This window comes from Rhodobacteraceae bacterium M382, from assembly GCA_025141015.1.
GTDB classification, from domain to species: Bacteria; Pseudomonadota; Alphaproteobacteria; order Rhodobacterales; family Rhodobacteraceae; genus Aliisedimentitalea; species Aliisedimentitalea scapharcae.
Window position 1 is genome coordinate 1,712,318 of sequence record CP081098.1, and the last position, 16,458, is coordinate 1,728,775.

The window sequence follows — 16,458 nt, forward strand, 5'->3', positions numbered from 1 at the left end:
GGCAACCGGCCTGAGTGGGTGTGTTGCACAGCCCATGTCCGCGATCACAGGGATATGTTCATGACCCAAAACGACCCACATTCCTCTGTCTTTGCCGGTGTAGCGTTGCTGCACGCGCAAAGGGCGGCGCAGAACCACGAAGGCACGCCTTCTGCGCGCCTGAGAATGGATCGGTTGAGCCGGGCAATCGACCTTCTGGTCACCCATAAATCCGACTACCAGCAGGCCCTGAGCGCGGATTTTGGCCATCGGTCTCCCGATTTCACCGCCTTTGCCGATGTGGCCACGTCAATCAATGCGCTGCGACATGCACGCAAACACGTGAAATCCTGGATGCGGCCCAGTCGCCGGGCGTTGGAGTTTCCACTGGGGTTGACCGGAGCAAGTGGCCGGATCGAATACCAGCCCAAGGGTGTTGTGGGGATCATGGCCCCGTGGAATTTTCCACTGAATCTGATGTTTGTTCCGCTCGCCGGAGCTTTGGCGGCAGGCAATCGCGTGTTGATGAAACCGTCAGAGTTTACCCCCGAAACCTCGGCGCTGACCGCCCGACTGATTGCTCAGTCATTTGCCCCGCAAGAGGTCAGTGTCATCACCGGGGACGCGGCGACGGGGGCGGCGTTTTCTGCGTTGGCGTTGGATCATCTCGTGTTTACCGGGTCGACCGCTGTCGGGCGCCATGTCATGCGCGCGGCTGCTGAAAACCTGGTTCCCGTGACGCTGGAACTGGGCGGGAAATCCCCGGTGATCATTGGCGCTTCGGCCGATCTGCAAATGGCGGCAACCCGCATTATGCACGGCAAGATATTCAATGCGGGCCAGATCTGCATTGCCCCCGATTACGTGCTGCTTTCCAAGGACCAACAGGCGAAATTTGCAGCGGCGGCAGAAAAGGCCGTCGACCAGATGTTCCCCAGTGGGCTCAGGGACAACCCCGACTATACCTCGATCCTGAACCAGGCGCATTATGACCGAATGCAGGATTATTTGCGTGACGCCCGCGACAAGGGGGCGAACATTGTCGAACTGAACCCCAAGAGCGAAGATTTTGCACAGCAACCTCATCACAAATTGCCGCCAACCCTGATCCTGGGAGCGACCGATGATATGGCGGTCATGCAACAGGAGATATTCGGACCGCTTTTGCCTGTGCGCGATTGCCCAGATACTGCCGCGGCAATCCAATATGTGAATGCGCATCCCCGTCCACTTGCCTTGTATTTCTTTGGCCGTTCGCGTCGCGAAGAACACGACGTCCTGTCCCAGACCGTGTCGGGTGGGGTGACGGTGAATGACACAATCATGCATATCAGCCAGGACAATCTTCCGTTTGGCGGAGTGGGTCCATCAGGGATGGGACACTATCATGGTAAGGACGGATTTCGCGAATTCAGTCACCAAAAGGCCGTGTTCCGCCAGATGCAGCCCGATCTGCTCAGGTTTCTGCGCCCCCCCTATGGGCGTGCGTTTCGGGCGTATCTGAAAACTCTTGTCAAACGCTGACTGTCGGTGCGGTCCTTGTGTTTGTCGCAAACCGTAAAGCTTGGCATGAATGCCCAGAGTGAAATCACAGGGAGTGAAATCACAGGCGGGCAGGCGACCCATTGGGTGGGTGGTTTTGTGATCCAAACACGAGAGAGGAATCACAGATGGCTGGAACACAGCTGAAAGCGGTAGAGTTCATTCACGGCCTGAAATCAACCGATCTGCCGCCTGCCGTGCTGCATATGGCGCGCCGCTGTCTGGTGGATACGATTGCGATCTGGGTCGCAGGGATGGAGACCGACACCAGTCGGATTGCCCGCGACCACGCAGTGCGCCGCTATGGCGGCGCGTTGGCGATGCCGTTTGACGGGCGTTTGGTTAATCCCGTCGGCTTTGCCTTTGCGGGGGCGGCGACCATTGATGCCATCGACGGGCATGATGGGCATCAATCCTGCAAGGGGCACGCCAGCGTCGCGTTGGTTCCGACGGTTCTGGCCGAACTTGGGGCAGATCCGGCTGGGGACTTGGATGATCTTTTGACACATCTGGTGGTGGGGCACGAAATTGCGATCCGATCTGCGCTCTCGTTGCACGCTACAGTGCCGGACTACCATTCGTCCGGGGCGTGGAACGCGCTGGGCTGTGCGGCCATCGCTGCGCGGTTGCGGGGACTGGGCCACGACGGGACCCGGCATGCACTGGGCATTGCGGAATACTATGGTCCGCGGGCCCAGATGATGCGCTGTATTGATCATCCATCCATGGTCAAGGACAGCAGCGCCTGGGGCGCATTGACCGGGGTGTCGGCCGCCGATCTGGCCGAAGACGGGTTCACGGGCGCACCGGCCATCACCTGCGAGGCACCAGAGGTGGCCGAAATCTGGGCCGATCTGGGGCACCGCTGGCGGATCCTCGAAAGCAATTTCAAAGCCTACCCGATTTGCCGATGGGGCCAGCCCCCGGTCGAAGCCGTTTTGACCCTGATGCGGGACCATGAGGTCGCGTTTGAAGACGTGACAGAGATTCTAGTGACCACCTTTCACGAAGCAACCCGTCTGGCGTCTCGTCGCCCTGCGGATGGGGATACGGCGCAATACAGCTTGCCATTGGCGGTGGCATTGGCCCTGCGGCACGCGACGATCCTGCCGGACCATCTTTTGCCGGGCTGCTATGACCAGCCCGAGATCTGGAAGCTTGTCGATCGGGTCTGCTTTGCGGAATCCGACGACTACAACGCGGCCTTTCCTGATGAACGGTTTGCCGATGTGACCCTGTCCATGCGGGACGGGCGTCGATTGGTTTCGAAGGCCGCCGTGGCGCGGGGCAATTTTGATGCACCGTTGGCAGATGCCGAGCTTGTGGCCAAACTGGACCACTACGGCACCGCGCGGCTATCGACTGAGGCCCGCCAACAGATTGCCAGCATCCTGTCCGGGGGTACGCCTGCGCCGTCGCTGAGGGATCTCATCGCCTGTTTGCATCCGCAGGCATCATGACCCAACGCAAAATCGGGCAGAGCAGCCAGGGAAATGGCCTGACTCCAGAGCGATAAAGGGGGACCTGGCGGGGTGAAACTGGGCGTGACTTGTCGGGTTGGTGTTGTCAGGCACGACACGACCAGTGGAGGCGAAGTCAGAGACCAAGTCGGGTGCATTCGACGCCCTGGCCGCGCCAACGATCAACGCCGCCCCAATGGAGCGGCGTTTTGGTCTGTCTCCCAGTTTGGCCTAGCGCATCGTGCGATCCAGAAAATCAATCATTTCCGATGCGATTTCCTCGCCGAATTCTTCGAGCGCGAAATGTCCGGTGTCTAGCAGGTGGAATTCTACGTCTTTCAGATCGCGTTGGTACGGATATGCCCCATCAGCGGGAAAGATCACGTCGTTCTTGCCCCACATCAACAGCGTCGGCGGCTGATGTTCCCGGAACAAGGCCTGCCATTTCGGGTATTCGGCAACATTGGTGCCATAATCCAGAAACATCTCGAGCTGAACTTCCTGATTGCCGGGGCGATCCAGCAGATACTGAACGTGCCAGAAATTGTCTGGGCTGATCGCTGTTGGGTTTTGAGTCCCGTGGGTGAACTGCCATTTTGTGGCATCCATGGTCAGAAATGCCCGCAAGGTGTCGCCGTTCTCTGCGCTGGGATTGGCCCAATAGGTTTTGATCGGATCCCAGAATTCACGCAGCCCTTCGTCATAGGCATTGCCGTTCTGAATGATGAACCCGCTGACCCGTTCGGGGTCGTTGGCGAACATTCTATATCCAACCGGCGCACCGTAATCCATCAGATAGACCGCATACTGATCGACGCCTTTGGCATCCAGCAATTCAGTGACGATGCGGGCGTTGTTTTCAAAGCCATAATCGTACGTGGCTGCATCCGGCATGTCCGACGCGCCAAAGCCGGGGTAATCCGGCGCGATCACGTGATAACGTTCGGCCAATTCAGGGATCAGGTTGCGGAACATATGCGAGGACGTGGGAAACCCGTGCAGGAGCAGAACGGTTGGATTGGCCGGATCTCCGGCTTCGCGATAGGCGATGGTCAGCCCGTCAATCTGTTGGGTTTTGAATGTGGCTTTGGTTTGGGGCGCTTGTCCGGCATCCACCGCCGAGGAAAGCGCTGCTGCGAGCAGAATTGCGCTGCCCAGCAGGGCGGCACGTAACGTTTGGAGTGTCTTGGGGGGCATGTGATTACCTTTCATGAGGGAGGGTTTTACAAAGATGTCGATGCCTTGAGCGCCGCATTTTCCGTTTCCAGTCGCGATATGCGTTCCCGTAGAGGTTCCAGAAACGGATCCAGCTCTTCGAGTGTGAGGCGCTGGGGAATATTGCGGGGGCAGTTCCAATCAAAGGCGGCAATGTCGATCAGCACGGCCCGTTCCGCCGTCATGTCCTGTCCGTCGGGCATCAGGCGGGCAATCAGATCCGGGTCTTGCGCGGCCTCTACCGTGCGAACGGTACCCCAGAGCTTGAGCCGGGCCTGATTGGGGTAATCCATCAGGATCAGCGATACCCGGGCATTGTCTGTCAGATTGCCAAGGCTGATGTATTGGCGGTTTCCGCGCAGGTCGGCATAGCCGATGGTGCGCGCGTCCAGCACCCGCAAGAACCCGCGGGGCCCGCCCCGAAACTGGACATAGGGCCAGCCGGTTTCCGACACGGTTGCCTGATAGAACCCGTCGCGCATATGGATGAACTGGGCCTCATCGGGGCCCAAGGCATCGCCGCCATTGCGCTCGGGCGACAGGAATTTGGCATATCCAGCAGCGCTGCCCATTCGGGCCTGTTCGGCCTGCACAGACGGGGTAAAAGCGATCTCAGCAAATGCGCGGGGCATGGGGGTGTCCTTTCTTTACAGGTTTAACGCGTCAAGACCGGGGTGATCCGATGGGCGCGGCCCCAACGGCCAGTGAAACAGGCGATCCGACTCGGAGATGGGCAGGTCATTGATGCTGGCGATACGTCGCTGCATCCGCCCGTCGGACGCAAATTCCCAGTTTTCATTCCCGTAGGAGCGGAACCACCGAACGTCCGCGTCATGCCATTCATAGGCAAAACGTACTGCAATCCGGTTCCCGGCCACGGTCCAGAGCCCTTTGATCAGGCGGTATTCGTGTTCGCGCTGCCACTTTCGGGTGAGAAAAGCGGATATTTCGCTGTGACCTTGCAGGAAGTCCGCGCGATTGCGCCATTGGCTATCGGGTGAATAGGCGGGGGTTACGATCTCAGGCGTTCTAGAATTCCAGGCATCCTCGGCGGCACGGACTTTTTGAATGGCGGTTTCGAACGTGAAGGGAGGCAGGGGTGGTCGGGTCATGAGTAATCCAATTCATAAGGTGTACCGATCTGTATCGTTACGGGTAATATGGACCGTATTTCTCACAGTTCAACGGCTAAAATTGTGATGGAAAGGATTTCAAAAGATGATGCTTTTGGAGAGTCCAATGATTTCAAGTCTTTGAATGAGGTAAGCTATTTTCAAACTTCTTTATTAGTGCACCGATCTGTTCATATAAATGTCCGAAACGTCAAAGTCGGGGGGGCGGAAACATCATGGTGCGGTCATGTGATGCAAGGGGGCGATGACAAACTGAGGTGTTAGGAACACGCTTCAAATTGATGATAACAAAAGCCTTTCCCTGACGAATCGGCTCTGTTAACGTCCCAGGTAATAAAAAAAGACAGAGGCAGGCGTATAGGCAGATGAAAACGGGCTTTCGTGGCACGTTTGTCATTTCCTGGTCGCAAACGGATGTGGACGGCTTGAATGCCGCTCCAATTGAGGCTCTCGAAGTGGGGGCGGCGTGGTCGTGGCGTGGGGACGTAGTCCGCGTTGATGGCCCGACGGGTTTGTTGCGGCTGGATGGTGCAAACGGAGAGGATGAGCTTCGCAGGCGCGCGGCACGAAAAGTGCGTCGTCTTGTTGGGGCTGCGGTCCAGAATCGTACAGATGTAGAGGCGATTGAAGTCGAGGATCCCATTCTCGACAGCAGCTTTGTGGTGACCAATGGTGCCCAAAGCTTCACGATTACAGTCATCGAAGTGGGGCCGGGACAGACCCCGCTTTTGATGTTTGTTGATGATATTCCACCCGCGAATGTAGATCTGTGGGTTGTCCATCATTCTTTGGGAGGAATGACCCGGCGCGCCGAGGCGCGCCAGGGTGGTGTCATCTGTTTTACCCCTGGAACCCGGATCATGACCCCGGATGGACCTTGCCTTGTGCAGGACCTGCGCGAAGGAGACAAAGTCCAGACCCGGGACAATGGTCCAAAGGAAGTCCAGTGGATCGGAGCGCGGCGTATGACTGGCGCGCGCCTGTTCGTAATGCCGAAACTACGCCCGGTACGGATTAAAATGGGTGCATTGGGGATTGGGCGACCGGAAGAGGAGCTGTTGGTATCGCCTGAACATCGCATGCTGGTTCGCGGTGATGCAGCGCTGGCGTTGTTCAATACGCCCGAAGTGTTGGTGGCGGCGCGAGAATTGGTGAATGGATCCACGATTGTGACGGATACGTCCGTGCGTGAAGTGACCTATATTCACCTGCTTCTTGAAGATCACCAGATCCTGTGGGCCAATGGCGTTGAAACCGAAAGCTTCCATCCTGCCAATGCGGCGATGTCTGGCCTGGATGATATGGACCGAACCCGTCTGTTTGGGTTGATGCCAGGGCTCGAACGTGATCCCCATACCTATGGGACTTTTGCGCGGCGCAATTTGACGGCTTCGGAGGCCGCATTGTTCCTGCACGAAGCAGCCTGAGCAGGGCGCGCGGTGCCAGGGCGTTTCCATAGCGCTCGGGGCGCGTCCCTGATTTCTCTTGGCTTCTGATGGCCCGGCTTCTGATGGATTGACACATCACTTGGTGAAACCTCTATAGGGTCGGAGTCCGACGAGACTGTTGGAACTGTGCGAATTGGCGTTGACATTGCTGCCGTGCCGCATATAAGCGCGGCTTCATTGGTGTTGGTGGCCTCCGCAAGGAGATCCCTGTCATGTCGCAAGGCAAGAGGACAACGCCCTTCATAGCAGCCCAAACCGGGCCGCGACCTTAACGAAGGAGATCAGCCGTGACCAAACGCACGTCTGCCAAGTATAAAATTGACCGCCGTATGGGCGAAAACATCTGGGGCCGTCCGAAATCCCCGGTGAATCGCCGCGAATACGGCCCCGGCCAGCACGGTCAGCGCCGCAAGGGTAAACTGTCCGACTTTGGTATTCAGCTGCGCGCCAAGCAGAAGCTGAAAGGCTACTACGGCGACCTGACCGAGAAACAGTTCCGTCGCATCTATGGCGACGCAGAGCGTGTCAAAGGTGATACAGGTGAAAACCTGATCGGTCTGCTGGAACGTCGTCTGGACGCCGTTGTCTATCGCGCCAAATTCGTTCCTACCGTTTTTGCAGCCCGTCAGTTCGTGAACCATGGTCACGTCAAAGTGAACGGCAAGCGCGTCAACATCCCGTCCTACCGTGTCAAGGAAGGCGACGTGATCGAGGTTCGCGACAAGTCCAAGCAACTGGCCTCCGTTCTGGAAGCTGCTGCCCTGGCCGAGCGTGACGTTCCGGATTACCTGGACGTTGATCACTCCAAAATGACCGCCACATTCGTGCGCGCACCGGGCCTGAGCGATGTGCCTTACCCGGTTGTGATGGAGCCGAACCTGGTTGTTGAATTCTACGCGAAGAACTAATCTTCGCCGAAGCAATCACGAATTTGGAAAGGCCGCGCAGTTTGCGTGGCCTTTTTTGCATCTGGCCTCTGATGGCCGACAGATCCAAAAAACAGTTTCCTCCGCGTCTCAGCTGGTTAAACTGACCCTGCAACCAAGGCCCTCGATCAAGATCTGAACACCAGGCCGGGCACAAATGGGAGAATTGGATGAAACCGTTATTAACCGGGACGCTGGCCGTTGTTGCCTTTTGCTGTGCGACCCTTGTGGCCGCAGCGCCGTTAAAACTGAAACCTGCCAACCCGCAGCCATCGGGATTACGGTCGGGTTTGTCCGTCGTCTATGCTTACCCAGACGAGGTGAAGTCCCTGAATGATGCGGATGCTGCGCTCAGAAAAGGGGCGCAGGCGGGACGTCCACTCAAAGGATTGGACTATCGCGATACCAATGAAGGCGACAAGACGCTGACATCCAAGCGGGCCTTGCATGTCGTGGCCAAGATCAAAGGCTATGTGAAATTCGATGCCCCCGGCGTTTATAATATCGATTTTCTCAGCAATGACGGCCTGAGGGCCAAAATTGGTGGTCAACTTGTTAGCCGATTTGACGGCCGTCAGCCGTGTGAACCCACCTATGGGTCCGAAGTTGAAGTCCCTGTGGCTGGTTGGTATCCGCTAGATATTGTTTATTTCCAACGTCTTGGGACGTCATGCCTGCATATGCGGTCCGCACCGGCAGGCAAGCGGATAACCTGGATGCCCAACAAGGCGTTCGGCCATTAATCCCAATCTGCACTCTTAATCTACGACGCCCCCAATTTTGGGGGCGTTTTCCGTTTCTCTTTGGGGTTCGTGTGCAGCAGATGGGCAAACCCTGGGCGACGCATAGTCTTCAGACGGGTAGGGGGCGGGCTTCGGCGATAGCTTCCATGGCGAAATACGAGGTCACGCTGTCCAGCTCGACGGCTTCGATCAGCCGCTGATACACGCTGTCATAGCTGGCCATGTCCTGGGTGACCACTTTGAGCAAATAGTCATAATCCCCACCGATCCGATGGAAATCGATGACCTCGGGAATTGTCAGGACATGACGGCGGAACTGTTGCAGCCATTCTGTCGAATGGTGCCGGGTGCGCAACATCACAAAAACCACCAGATCCAATCCCAATGCCTGACGATCAACCCGTGCTCCTGAACCCTGCAACACGCCAGATTCGTTCAACGCCTTGAGCCGGCGCCAACAGGCATTCTGAGACAGGCCGACACGATCCGCCAGGTCGCGTTGGGACAAAGAAGAATCCCGCTGCAATTCGCGCAACAAGGATCTGTCAATATGATCTGGAAATTCGCCCATACCAGATCGTATGACACAAATTATGGCGAAAAACACCAAAAATCGATTAACAAATTGCACAAACAAGGTGTCAGATTTGGGTCATCAAATCGGAGACCCGCTATGCCTTTGAACGCTTTTAAAACCCGCCTCCAAACCATGGTTGCCAAGGATGAGCTGCGCCACAGTGTTATTGGCGAAGGTAGCATGATTCCCGGCCTGAACGGGAATGTGCCTATGGTCTATGCCGATTACGTGGCATCTGGACGCGCCATGCGTCCGGTTGAAGAATTCGTCATGGAGCAGATTTTGCCGTTCTATGCCAACAGTCACACCGAAGCGTCGTTTTGCGGCTCTTACATCACTCGGTTGCGCCGGTCGGCGCGGACCGAGATCGCCCGCCTTGTTGGCGCACAGGAGGAGGACGCGGTGATTTTTGCCGGGTCTGGTGCCACGGCGGGCTTGAACCGGCTGGTCAGTTTGATGGGGATCGATAAGGCTGACCAGCCGGTGGTGTTTCTGGGCCCGTACGAACATCACTCCAACATTCTGCCATGGCGCGAAAGTGGGGCGCAGGTGATCGAAATCCCTGAGGCGCAGGATGGCGGAGTGGACTTGGACGCGCTGGAACAGGCGTTGAAGACTCACGCGCACAGCGACCTCAAAATCGGCAGCTTTTCAGCGGCTTCAAATGTGACCGGGATCATCACTGATCCTGATCCGGTGACGCGATTGTTGCATGATCACGGCGCGCTGGCGGTCTGGGACTATGCCGGAGGCGGGCCGTATCTGCCAATGGACATGGGCGGCAATGGGGCCGAACCAAAGGATGCCATTGTGGTGTCGCCGCATAAATTCCCCGGTGGGCCGGGGGCTTCGGGAGTTTTGGTGGTGAACCGCAATATCGTGCGGCGCACCTCGCCCAGTTGGCCCGGAGGTGGAACTGTCAGTTTTGTCTCGCCCTGGGATCATGCGTATTCCGACGATCTGGCCACGCGTGAAGAGGCGGGTACGCCGAATGTGGTCGGTGACATCCGCGCTGCATTGGCCTTTTTGGTCAAGGAGGCCGTGGGGCAGGACACGATAGCCGAGCGTGAACACAGGTTCGCGGCCAGGGCCTGGGCGGTATGGGGCGACAATCCACAGATTCAGGTTCTGGGCCACCGGACCGCACTGCGATTGCCGATTTTTTCCTTTCAGGTCCAAGACCAGGACGGCAACCCGGTGCACCAACAGCTCTTTACCCGAATGCTGAGCGATATCTATGGCATCCAGGCGCGTGGCGGTTGTGCCTGTGCGGGGCCCTATGCACACCGTCTTTTGGGGATTGATCAGGCGGAATCGCAGACGTTGCATCAAGATCTGTTGGCGGGGCTGGAACTGCGCAAGCCGGGGTGGGTGCGGCTGAATTTCTCGTATCTGATGGACGATTCAACCGTGGACTTCATTTTGCACAGCGTCGCTGATTTGGCCGCCAAAGTGCATGATTACATTCCCCAATACGCCGTTGATCCGGCGACTGCACGGTTCACGGCGATGGCCGCCTGACACAGCGTACCGCGCCAAAACGCAGCGCATTGGCGTAAAACCTGTTCCCACCGTGGCATTTGCGTCCTAGAAGGGCTTTCGTGAAGGAGCCCAGACAGATGACGAAAATCGTACCGCAGCCCGGAATCATGGATATCGCCCTGTATCAGGGTGGGGCAGCGCATGTGGCGGGCGTGACCAATGTGGTCAAGCTCAGCTCGAACGAAAACCCTATTGGTCCCAGCCCGCGCGCCGTTTCGGCGATGCAGGATGAGGCGGCCAAGATGCATCGTTATCCCAGCTCTGATCATATGGCGCTGCGCCAGGCGATTGGCGACGTGCACGGATTGGACCCGGACCGCATCATCTGTGGCGCAGGCAGCGACGAAATCATCGCTTTTCTGTGCCAGTGTTTTGCCGGTCCCGGAGACGAGGTGCTGTATACCGAACATGGGTTCGCAATGTACCGCATCAGCGCGTTGGCCGCCGGTGCGACGCCTGTCGAAGTGCGCGAAAATGAACGTGTAACGGATGTGACCGCGCTTTTGGCTGGGTGCACCGAGCGCACCAAACTGGTTTTCATCGCCAATCCCAACAACCCGACCGGCACGATGATCAGCGAGGCCGAAGTGGCCCGTCTGGCCGATGGTCTACCCAAAGGAGCACTGTTGGTGCTGGACGGGGCCTATGCCGAATATGTCGAAGGGTTTGATGCCGGCGCGGCCGTGATCAACGCACGTGACAATGTGGTGATGACCCGGACGTTTTCGAAAATCTACGGATTGGGCGGAGCGCGGATCGGCTGGGGCTATGGGCCGCGCGCGCTCATTGATGTGCTGAATCGGGTGCGGGGACCATTTAATGTGTCTGCAACCGCGTTGGCCGGGGCCGAAGCCTCGGTTCGCGACACCGATTACGTGGATCACTGCCGGGCCGAAAACGCCAAATGGCGGACATGGCTGGCCGATGCATTGGCCGAAGTCGGGGTGGCATCGGATACCTCTTGTACCAATTTCATTCTCGCCCGGTTCTCCAGCCAGGCCGAAGCCGAAGCCTGTGATCTCTATCTTCAATCTCAGGGGCTGATCGTGCGCCGCGTGGCCGGATACAATCTGCCGACCGCGTTGCGGATCACCGTCGGAGACACAGACTCCTGCCGCCGTGTGGCGCAGGCAGTCCGGGATTTCAAGAATGGGGCAGGGGCATGAGCAAGCAGATTTACGACCGTGTGGCTTTGATCGGGTTGGGCCTGATTGCGTCGTCGATGTTTTGGGCGATCAAACGGGCAGGGCTGGTCGGCGAAGTCACGGGCTATGCCCGCAGTTCCGAAACCCGTGATACGGCGCGTCGGATCGGATTGTGCGACCGTGTCTGCAACAGCGCCGCCGAGGCAGCGGAAGGTGCCGACCTGGTGGTCTTGTGTGTTCCCGTGGGTGCCATGGAATCGGTGATAAAAGAAATCGCTCCGGTGTTGAAACCCGGCGCAACGATTTCCGATGTCGGGTCGGTCAAACGTCATGTGATCGAAACCGTGCAGCCGCATATTCCAGAAGGCGTGCATTTCGTCCCAGCCCACCCGTTGGCAGGCACCGAACATTCCGGGCCCGAGGCAGGCTTTGCCGAGTTGTATGACAATCGTTGGTGTCTGCTGGTGCCGGTGGAAAACTCTGACCCCAAGGCCGTTGCCGCGTTGCGCGGCTTGTGGGAAGGCATGGGTGCCAATGTCGAAGAAATGGAAGCCGACCACCATGACCTGGTTCTGGCCGTGACCAGCCATGCGCCGCACCTGATTGCCTATACGATGGTGGGGGTTGCCGATGACCTGCGTCGGGTGACCGACAGCGAAGTGATCAAATACTCTGCCGCCGGTTTTCGGGATTTCACTCGGATTGCGGCCTCGGACCCGACCATGTGGCGCGATGTGTTCCTGACGAACAAGGACGCGACCCTGGAGATCCTGGGGCGGTTCACCGAAGAACTGTTTGCCCTGCAGCGGGCGATCCGCACCGGAGATGGCGACCATCTGTTCGACTATTTCACCCACACCCGGGCAATCCGACGTGGCATTATCGAGGCGGGCCAGGACACCGACGCTCCGAACTTTGGCCGGGAGCACGCCAAACCATGACGCGCGTTGGGGCATACGCCGTGTCCCTTGCGGTCGCTCTGGCGGCGCTGCCTTTGGCCGCGGCAGCACCGGAAACGTCCCTGCGCCCTCAGGACCGCGGGGATCGTCCGGTCCTGACCATCTTCACCAGCGGTGGATCGCCGCTTGCCCCGGCGGCAGTTCCGATCCGACCGGTGGTGCGACCCGGCGATCGGGACCCGGTTTTGGCAGCATCTGTAGCTGCGGCCCCAGTGTCGGATGACGTGGCCGTTGTGAGCCGCCACGCAGCCGGGACACCCGCAGCGACACCATTGATTGCGGACCCGCGCAGCGGGCTTAGCCAGTCGCCGCGTCCCAATTTACGCCCGGAGGCTGTAGAGCAGGCCGGGTTGTTCACGCGCAAGCGCAAGATGAAGGGATCCGTCTGCAAGGACCCTGACATCAAGGGCGAAGCGGTCGGACGGGTTCCCGGTAAGCTGAACGGGTGCGGGGTCAAGGACGCAGTTCGGGTAACATCTGTGTCCGGGGTTGCGCTCAGCCAAGGGGCGATTATGGATTGCGAAACCGCCGCAGCGGTCAAAACCTGGGTCGACAATGCGGTCAAGCCGACGTTCAAACGGCGCGGACCTGTGGTGTCGATGCGTGTTGCCGCGCATTATTCCTGCCGCACCCGCAACAACCAACCCGGTGGCAAGATTTCAGAGCATGGCAAGGGCAAGGCCATCGACATCTCGGCCTTTACCATGAAGGACGGCGAGGTCATCACCGTTCTCAAAGGGTGGCGCGAAGGCACGACCCGGCGGATGCTCAGCAAGATCCATGATCGGGCCTGCGGCCCCTTTGGCACGGTTCTGGGCCCCAAGGCCGACCGATACCATCAGGATCATTTTCATCTGGATACGGCCCGTCATCGCGGTGGACCTTACTGCCGATAGATCAGATCAGCGCAGGATCAGACGTGGTGCAGGTCCCAACGGCAGTGGCCCCAGCGCGACATATCCGTCGCGAAAATTCAGCTGCACATCCAGCGTATTTGGGTTGCCACCCAGCCCGGCCATCATGCCCAGCACGCGTTCGGCGGGTTCAACGGCCCGCGCAGGCAGCGCACCTGCGGTTTCCGCCATCCGCAGCATATCCCGCCAATTTTCGGCCTTCAGCATGATCGCGCCGGTTGGCACACCCTGATCATCCACCTGCAGTTCACCGGTCGCGCGGATGCGCAATACACCCCAATGGGCGTCAATCTGTTTCAGGGAAATCGCGCGGGGTTGGGGGCGTGCGGTCTCCAGAGCGGTACGGTCCCATGGGCGGTCAAACGTGATCGTCGCCTGCAAGGTCAACGCATCGAACCGATCAGGCAGTCGGTCGTCCGACCCCATCAGAGTTCGGATCTTGGTTCCGGGCTGGAACCCCTGGGCCGTCAGGTCAATGGCGTAATCCTGTGGGGGGGCCAGTTGTTGCATCTGCAAATGCAGCGTCTGGGCCGCAGTGACCGTGGATTGCCCCTGACGAATGGACCAGTCATCTGCTGTCAAAGCCAGATCTTCCAACTCCAGGGCCAGCCCCGGTGCCAGAGACAATTGCGCCATCATGTCCTGGGCCAAAATGGTCACCGTCTGGTCAAAATAGCTGAGCAGCTGGGGCGTTTGTGCAAATCGCATCGTTTGGCGTCCGGGCCAGATCGCCGGGCTGTCCAGGCTGAGCCAATCCGCCCGCCAGGCAACGCCGGTCACCGGGTCCGCCAACACCGGATGTTCGATCCGGGTGACATGGCGCAGCGGATAGCCATGGCCTGACATCTCGGCATATTCAGCCTGCCATCCCTTGTTTTCCTGGGTTGTGAACCAACCTTGAAGGCCGCCACGCAGCCCATATCCGGCCGCAACCCAATAGAGTGACCACAGGATGGCCATCGCAACACAAAGTTTTCCCAGTCGGATCATGCTCGCGCCCCTTTTGCCCAAAGGTTTTTTGCTGTTTATAGGGCGAAACCTAGAAGGACCAGCAAGATGACGATGTGGGTATTTGGATATGGGTCGCTTTTGTGGAACCCCGGCTTTCCAGTGGCGCGGCGCGAAGTGGCGCGGCTGCATGGGTTTGCGCGGTCATTTTGCATGACGTCGATCCATCATCGCGGTACTGAAACTGACCCGGGTCTGGTTTTGGCGCTCGACGAAGTGGCCGATGCCCATTGCAAAGGATTGGCCTTGGCGGTTGCCGCCGGGCACGAGGAACAGACCCTCGCAGACCTGCGCGAACGGGAGCTGATTTCGTCAGCCTATGTTGAACGCGATCTGGACGTTCAGCTGGACAATGGCAACGTGGTTACTGCGGTTACCTATGTGATTGACCCGCATCACGAACAATACTGTGGCGGAATGCCATTGGAAGAACAGGCGCATATCATTGCTACGGCTGTTGGCGGGCGTGGACCCAATACGGAATACCTGTATAACACGGCCGAGCATCTGGCCGAGATCGGGTTGAGCGATCCGGATCTGGATTGGCTGATGGCGCGGGTCCGGGCGCTTACCTCTGTAAATACGGCATAAACTCTTGGCTCTTTGAGGTTAATGCGGGTAACCTCTGGCCTCAATGAGCAGTTACAGCGTCAGGAGCTGAGCGCATGGCGCAGCCAGACCAAAAAACCAGGCCCCAGTTCACGCAACCGATCCGTCAGGTTGTCCTGATGACGATCTCCTTTGGGCTGGCCGGGGGCGGGGCCTTTCTCGCATTGCCGAGCGTGCTTCCGGTTTTTGAAGCCAACCTGTGGTTGAACGGGTTCATCGTCCTGGTGTTTGTCATCGGCTTGCTGGCCTGTTTCTGGCAGGTTCGCCAACTGATGGTGTCGGTGCGGTGGATCGAACGCTTTGCCAGCGGGGAAACCGACCACTCCAATCTGCCACCGCAATTGCTGGCACCTCTTGCGTCGCTGCTCAGATCGCGCGGGGCGCGGATGCAGCTGAATTCCACTTCGACCCGTTCGATCCTGGATTCCGTTGCTACCCGGATTGATGAAGAGCGTGAAATCACGCGGTATATCGTCAACCTTCTCATCTTTCTGGGTCTGCTGGGCACCTTCTATGGTTTGGCCACCACTGTTCCGGCGGTGGTTGATACCATTCGCAGCCTGGCCCCCCAGGAAGGCGAAGGTGGGTTGGCGGTGTTCAACCGGCTGATGACCGGGTTGGAGGCCCAGTTGGGCGGCATGGGCGTTGCGTTTGCATCGTCGTTGCTGGGGCTTGCCGGGTCATTGTTGCTGGGGTTGCTCGAGCTGTTTGCCGGACATGGTCAGAACCGGTTCTATCGCGAGCTTGAAGAATGGCTGAGTTCGATTACCCGGGTGTCATTTTCCTCAGGCGAGGAAGGCGCAGGCGAGTCTGGAGTCGTGACCGAAGTTTTGGATCACATGACCGAACAGATGGATGCCCTGCGTCACATGTTCGTCCAATCCGCCGAAGGGCGGGATGCCGTGAACCATCGGTTGACCGATCTGGTCGAATCCATTGGACGTATGAATGAACGTCAGGAACAGAACGAAGGGGTGCAGCTGGGTCTGGAGCGGGTTGCCGTGGGTCAGGAACGGCTGATCGAATTGCTGCGCAACCAGCCCCAGAACGAAGGGTTGGATGCCGAAAGCAGGATGCGTCTGCGGTCAATCGATGTCCAGATGCTGCGCATTCTGGAAGAGATTTCGGCCGGTCGCCAAGAGAGCCTGGCAGAATTGCGCAAGGATATAGATCTTTTGGTCAAGGCGATGTCGGTGCCACGTGGCCGAGGACGACAATCCCAGACACCGCCCGATCCAGATAGCAGCGGATTGTAACC

16 protein-coding genes are annotated in these 16,458 nt (G+C 58.4%); 11 read left to right on the forward strand and 5 right to left on the reverse strand.

Translation table 11 applies throughout. The annotated features are described in order from the left end of the window. The first annotated feature begins 60 nt into the window (after positions 1–60). Together K3727_07840 and K3727_07845 are read left to right on the forward strand one after the other, a co-directional pair. Positions 61–1,503, forward strand: a complete 1,443-nt coding sequence (locus K3727_07840; protein UWQ92679.1) for a coniferyl aldehyde dehydrogenase — start codon at positions 61–63, stop codon at positions 1,501–1,503. Positions 1,504–1,649: 146 nt separating this feature from the next. Further along, a complete protein-coding gene (locus K3727_07845) occupies positions 1,650–2,981 on the forward strand; it encodes an MmgE/PrpD family protein (GenBank protein UWQ92680.1) in 1,332 nt (443 codons plus the stop codon). A gap of 231 nt (positions 2,982–3,212) precedes the next feature. Here the strand turns inward: K3727_07845 and K3727_07850 are convergent, their stop codons facing one another. From K3727_07850 to K3727_07860, 3 genes are read right to left on the reverse strand one after another with little or no spacing between them, the layout of a single operon-like run. Then, positions 3,213–4,193, reverse strand: coding sequence for an alpha/beta hydrolase (locus K3727_07850; GenBank protein ID UWQ92681.1), 981 nt, complete (start codon positions 4,191–4,193; stop codon positions 3,213–3,215). An 11-nt stretch (positions 4,194–4,204) separates the two neighbouring features. Continuing rightward, positions 4,205–4,828 carry a pyridoxamine 5'-phosphate oxidase family protein gene (locus tag K3727_07855; protein ID UWQ92682.1) on the reverse strand — a complete coding sequence of 208 codons (624 nt, stop codon included), beginning with the start codon at positions 4,826–4,828 and terminating at the stop codon, positions 4,205–4,207. A 15-nt stretch (positions 4,829–4,843) separates the two neighbouring features. Next, a complete protein-coding gene (locus tag K3727_07860) occupies positions 4,844–5,308 on the reverse strand; it encodes a nuclear transport factor 2 family protein (protein ID UWQ92683.1) in 465 nt (154 codons plus the stop codon). A 386-nt stretch (positions 5,309–5,694) separates the two neighbouring features. Here K3727_07860 and K3727_07865 point away from each other — a divergent pair, with 386 nt between their 5' ends. The 3 genes from K3727_07865 (at position 5,695) to K3727_07875 (ending at position 8,446) form a co-directional block, all read left to right on the forward strand. Next, positions 5,695–6,756: a Hint domain-containing protein gene (locus K3727_07865; GenBank protein ID UWQ92684.1), complete on the forward strand. Its 1,062-nt coding sequence runs from the start codon at positions 5,695–5,697 to the stop codon at positions 6,754–6,756. Positions 6,757–7,064: 308 nt separating this feature from the next. Further along, entirely contained in the window at positions 7,065–7,685 is a 621-nt protein-coding gene (gene rpsD / locus K3727_07870) for a 30S ribosomal protein S4 (protein UWQ92685.1), read from the forward strand. A 188-nt stretch (positions 7,686–7,873) separates the two neighbouring features. Next, on the forward strand, positions 7,874–8,446 hold the full coding sequence (locus K3727_07875) for a hypothetical protein (GenBank protein ID UWQ92686.1): 573 nt from the start codon (positions 7,874–7,876) through the stop codon (positions 8,444–8,446). 109 nt (positions 8,447–8,555) lie between these two features. Here the strand turns inward: K3727_07875 and K3727_07880 are convergent, their stop codons facing one another. Further along, positions 8,556–9,017 (reverse strand): Lrp/AsnC family transcriptional regulator, encoded by a 462-nt coding sequence (locus K3727_07880; GenBank protein ID UWQ92687.1) that lies wholly within the window; start codon positions 9,015–9,017, stop codon positions 8,556–8,558. Between the two features lie 102 nt (positions 9,018–9,119). Between K3727_07880 and K3727_07885 the strand changes: the two genes are divergently transcribed. The 4 genes from K3727_07885 (at position 9,120) to K3727_07900 (ending at position 13,565) form a co-directional block, all read left to right on the forward strand. Next, a complete protein-coding gene (locus K3727_07885) occupies positions 9,120–10,544 on the forward strand; it encodes an aminotransferase class V-fold PLP-dependent enzyme (GenBank protein UWQ92688.1) in 1,425 nt (474 codons plus the stop codon). A gap of 98 nt (positions 10,545–10,642) precedes the next feature. Further along, the gene (hisC, locus tag K3727_07890) at positions 10,643–11,731 is read left to right on the forward strand and encodes a histidinol-phosphate transaminase (protein UWQ92689.1); all 1,089 of its coding nucleotides are present in this window, start codon (positions 10,643–10,645) and stop codon (positions 11,729–11,731) included. Further along, complete coding sequence (locus K3727_07895; GenBank protein UWQ92690.1) at positions 11,728–12,651, forward strand: prephenate/arogenate dehydrogenase family protein; 924 nt, start codon at positions 11,728–11,730, stop codon at positions 12,649–12,651. Before hisC ends, K3727_07895 begins: the two co-directional genes overlap by 4 nt. Next, positions 12,648–13,565, forward strand: a complete 918-nt coding sequence (locus tag K3727_07900) for an extensin family protein (GenBank protein UWQ92691.1) — start codon at positions 12,648–12,650, stop codon at positions 13,563–13,565. The genes K3727_07895 and K3727_07900 overlap by 4 nt, the downstream gene beginning before the upstream one ends. Positions 13,566–13,571: 6 nt before the next feature. Here K3727_07900 and K3727_07905 read toward each other — a convergent pair whose 3' ends face one another. Beyond that, complete coding sequence (locus tag K3727_07905; protein ID UWQ92692.1) at positions 13,572–14,573, reverse strand: DUF2125 domain-containing protein; 1,002 nt, start codon at positions 14,571–14,573, stop codon at positions 13,572–13,574. A 66-nt stretch (positions 14,574–14,639) separates the two neighbouring features. On the opposite strand from K3727_07905, the gene K3727_07910 reads away from it, so the two are divergent. Together K3727_07910 and K3727_07915 are read left to right on the forward strand one after the other, a co-directional pair. Beyond that, on the forward strand, positions 14,640–15,182 hold the full coding sequence (locus K3727_07910; protein UWQ92693.1) for a gamma-glutamylcyclotransferase: 543 nt from the start codon (positions 14,640–14,642) through the stop codon (positions 15,180–15,182). Between the two features lie 74 nt (positions 15,183–15,256). After that, complete coding sequence (locus tag K3727_07915; protein UWQ92694.1) at positions 15,257–16,456, forward strand: biopolymer transporter ExbB; 1,200 nt, start codon at positions 15,257–15,259, stop codon at positions 16,454–16,456. The last annotated feature ends 2 nt before the right edge of the window (positions 16,457–16,458 follow it).

Bases quoted from the DNA above. Each gene is read 5' to 3' on its own strand.
- K3727_07840 (UWQ92679.1), top strand. From the start codon at position 61: ATGACCCAAAACGACCCACATTCCTCTGTCTTTGCCGGTGTAGCGTTG.
- K3727_07845 (UWQ92680.1), top strand. From the start codon at position 1,650: ATGGCTGGAACACAGCTGAAAGCGGTAGAGTTCATTCACGGCCTGAAA.
- K3727_07855 (UWQ92682.1), bottom strand. From the start codon at position 4,828: ATGCCCCGCGCATTTGCTGAGATCGCTTTTACCCCGTCTGTGCAGGCC.
- K3727_07880 (UWQ92687.1), bottom strand. From the start codon at position 9,017: ATGGGCGAATTTCCAGATCATATTGACAGATCCTTGTTGCGCGAATTG.
- K3727_07905 (UWQ92692.1), bottom strand. From the start codon at position 14,573: ATGATCCGACTGGGAAAACTTTGTGTTGCGATGGCCATCCTGTGGTCA.
- hisC (UWQ92689.1), top strand. From the start codon at position 10,643: ATGACGAAAATCGTACCGCAGCCCGGAATCATGGATATCGCCCTGTAT.
- K3727_07915 (UWQ92694.1), top strand. From the start codon at position 15,257: ATGGCGCAGCCAGACCAAAAAACCAGGCCCCAGTTCACGCAACCGATC.
- K3727_07860 (UWQ92683.1), bottom strand. From the start codon at position 5,308: ATGACCCGACCACCCCTGCCTCCCTTCACGTTCGAAACCGCCATTCAA.
- K3727_07910 (UWQ92693.1), top strand. From the start codon at position 14,640: ATGACGATGTGGGTATTTGGATATGGGTCGCTTTTGTGGAACCCCGGC.
- K3727_07895 (UWQ92690.1), top strand. From the start codon at position 11,728: ATGAGCAAGCAGATTTACGACCGTGTGGCTTTGATCGGGTTGGGCCTG.
- K3727_07850 (UWQ92681.1), bottom strand. From the start codon at position 4,193: ATGAAAGGTAATCACATGCCCCCCAAGACACTCCAAACGTTACGTGCC.
- K3727_07885 (UWQ92688.1), top strand. From the start codon at position 9,120: ATGCCTTTGAACGCTTTTAAAACCCGCCTCCAAACCATGGTTGCCAAG.
- K3727_07900 (UWQ92691.1), top strand. From the start codon at position 12,648: ATGACGCGCGTTGGGGCATACGCCGTGTCCCTTGCGGTCGCTCTGGCG.
- K3727_07875 (UWQ92686.1), top strand. From the start codon at position 7,874: ATGAAACCGTTATTAACCGGGACGCTGGCCGTTGTTGCCTTTTGCTGT.
- K3727_07865 (UWQ92684.1), top strand. From the start codon at position 5,695: ATGAAAACGGGCTTTCGTGGCACGTTTGTCATTTCCTGGTCGCAAACG.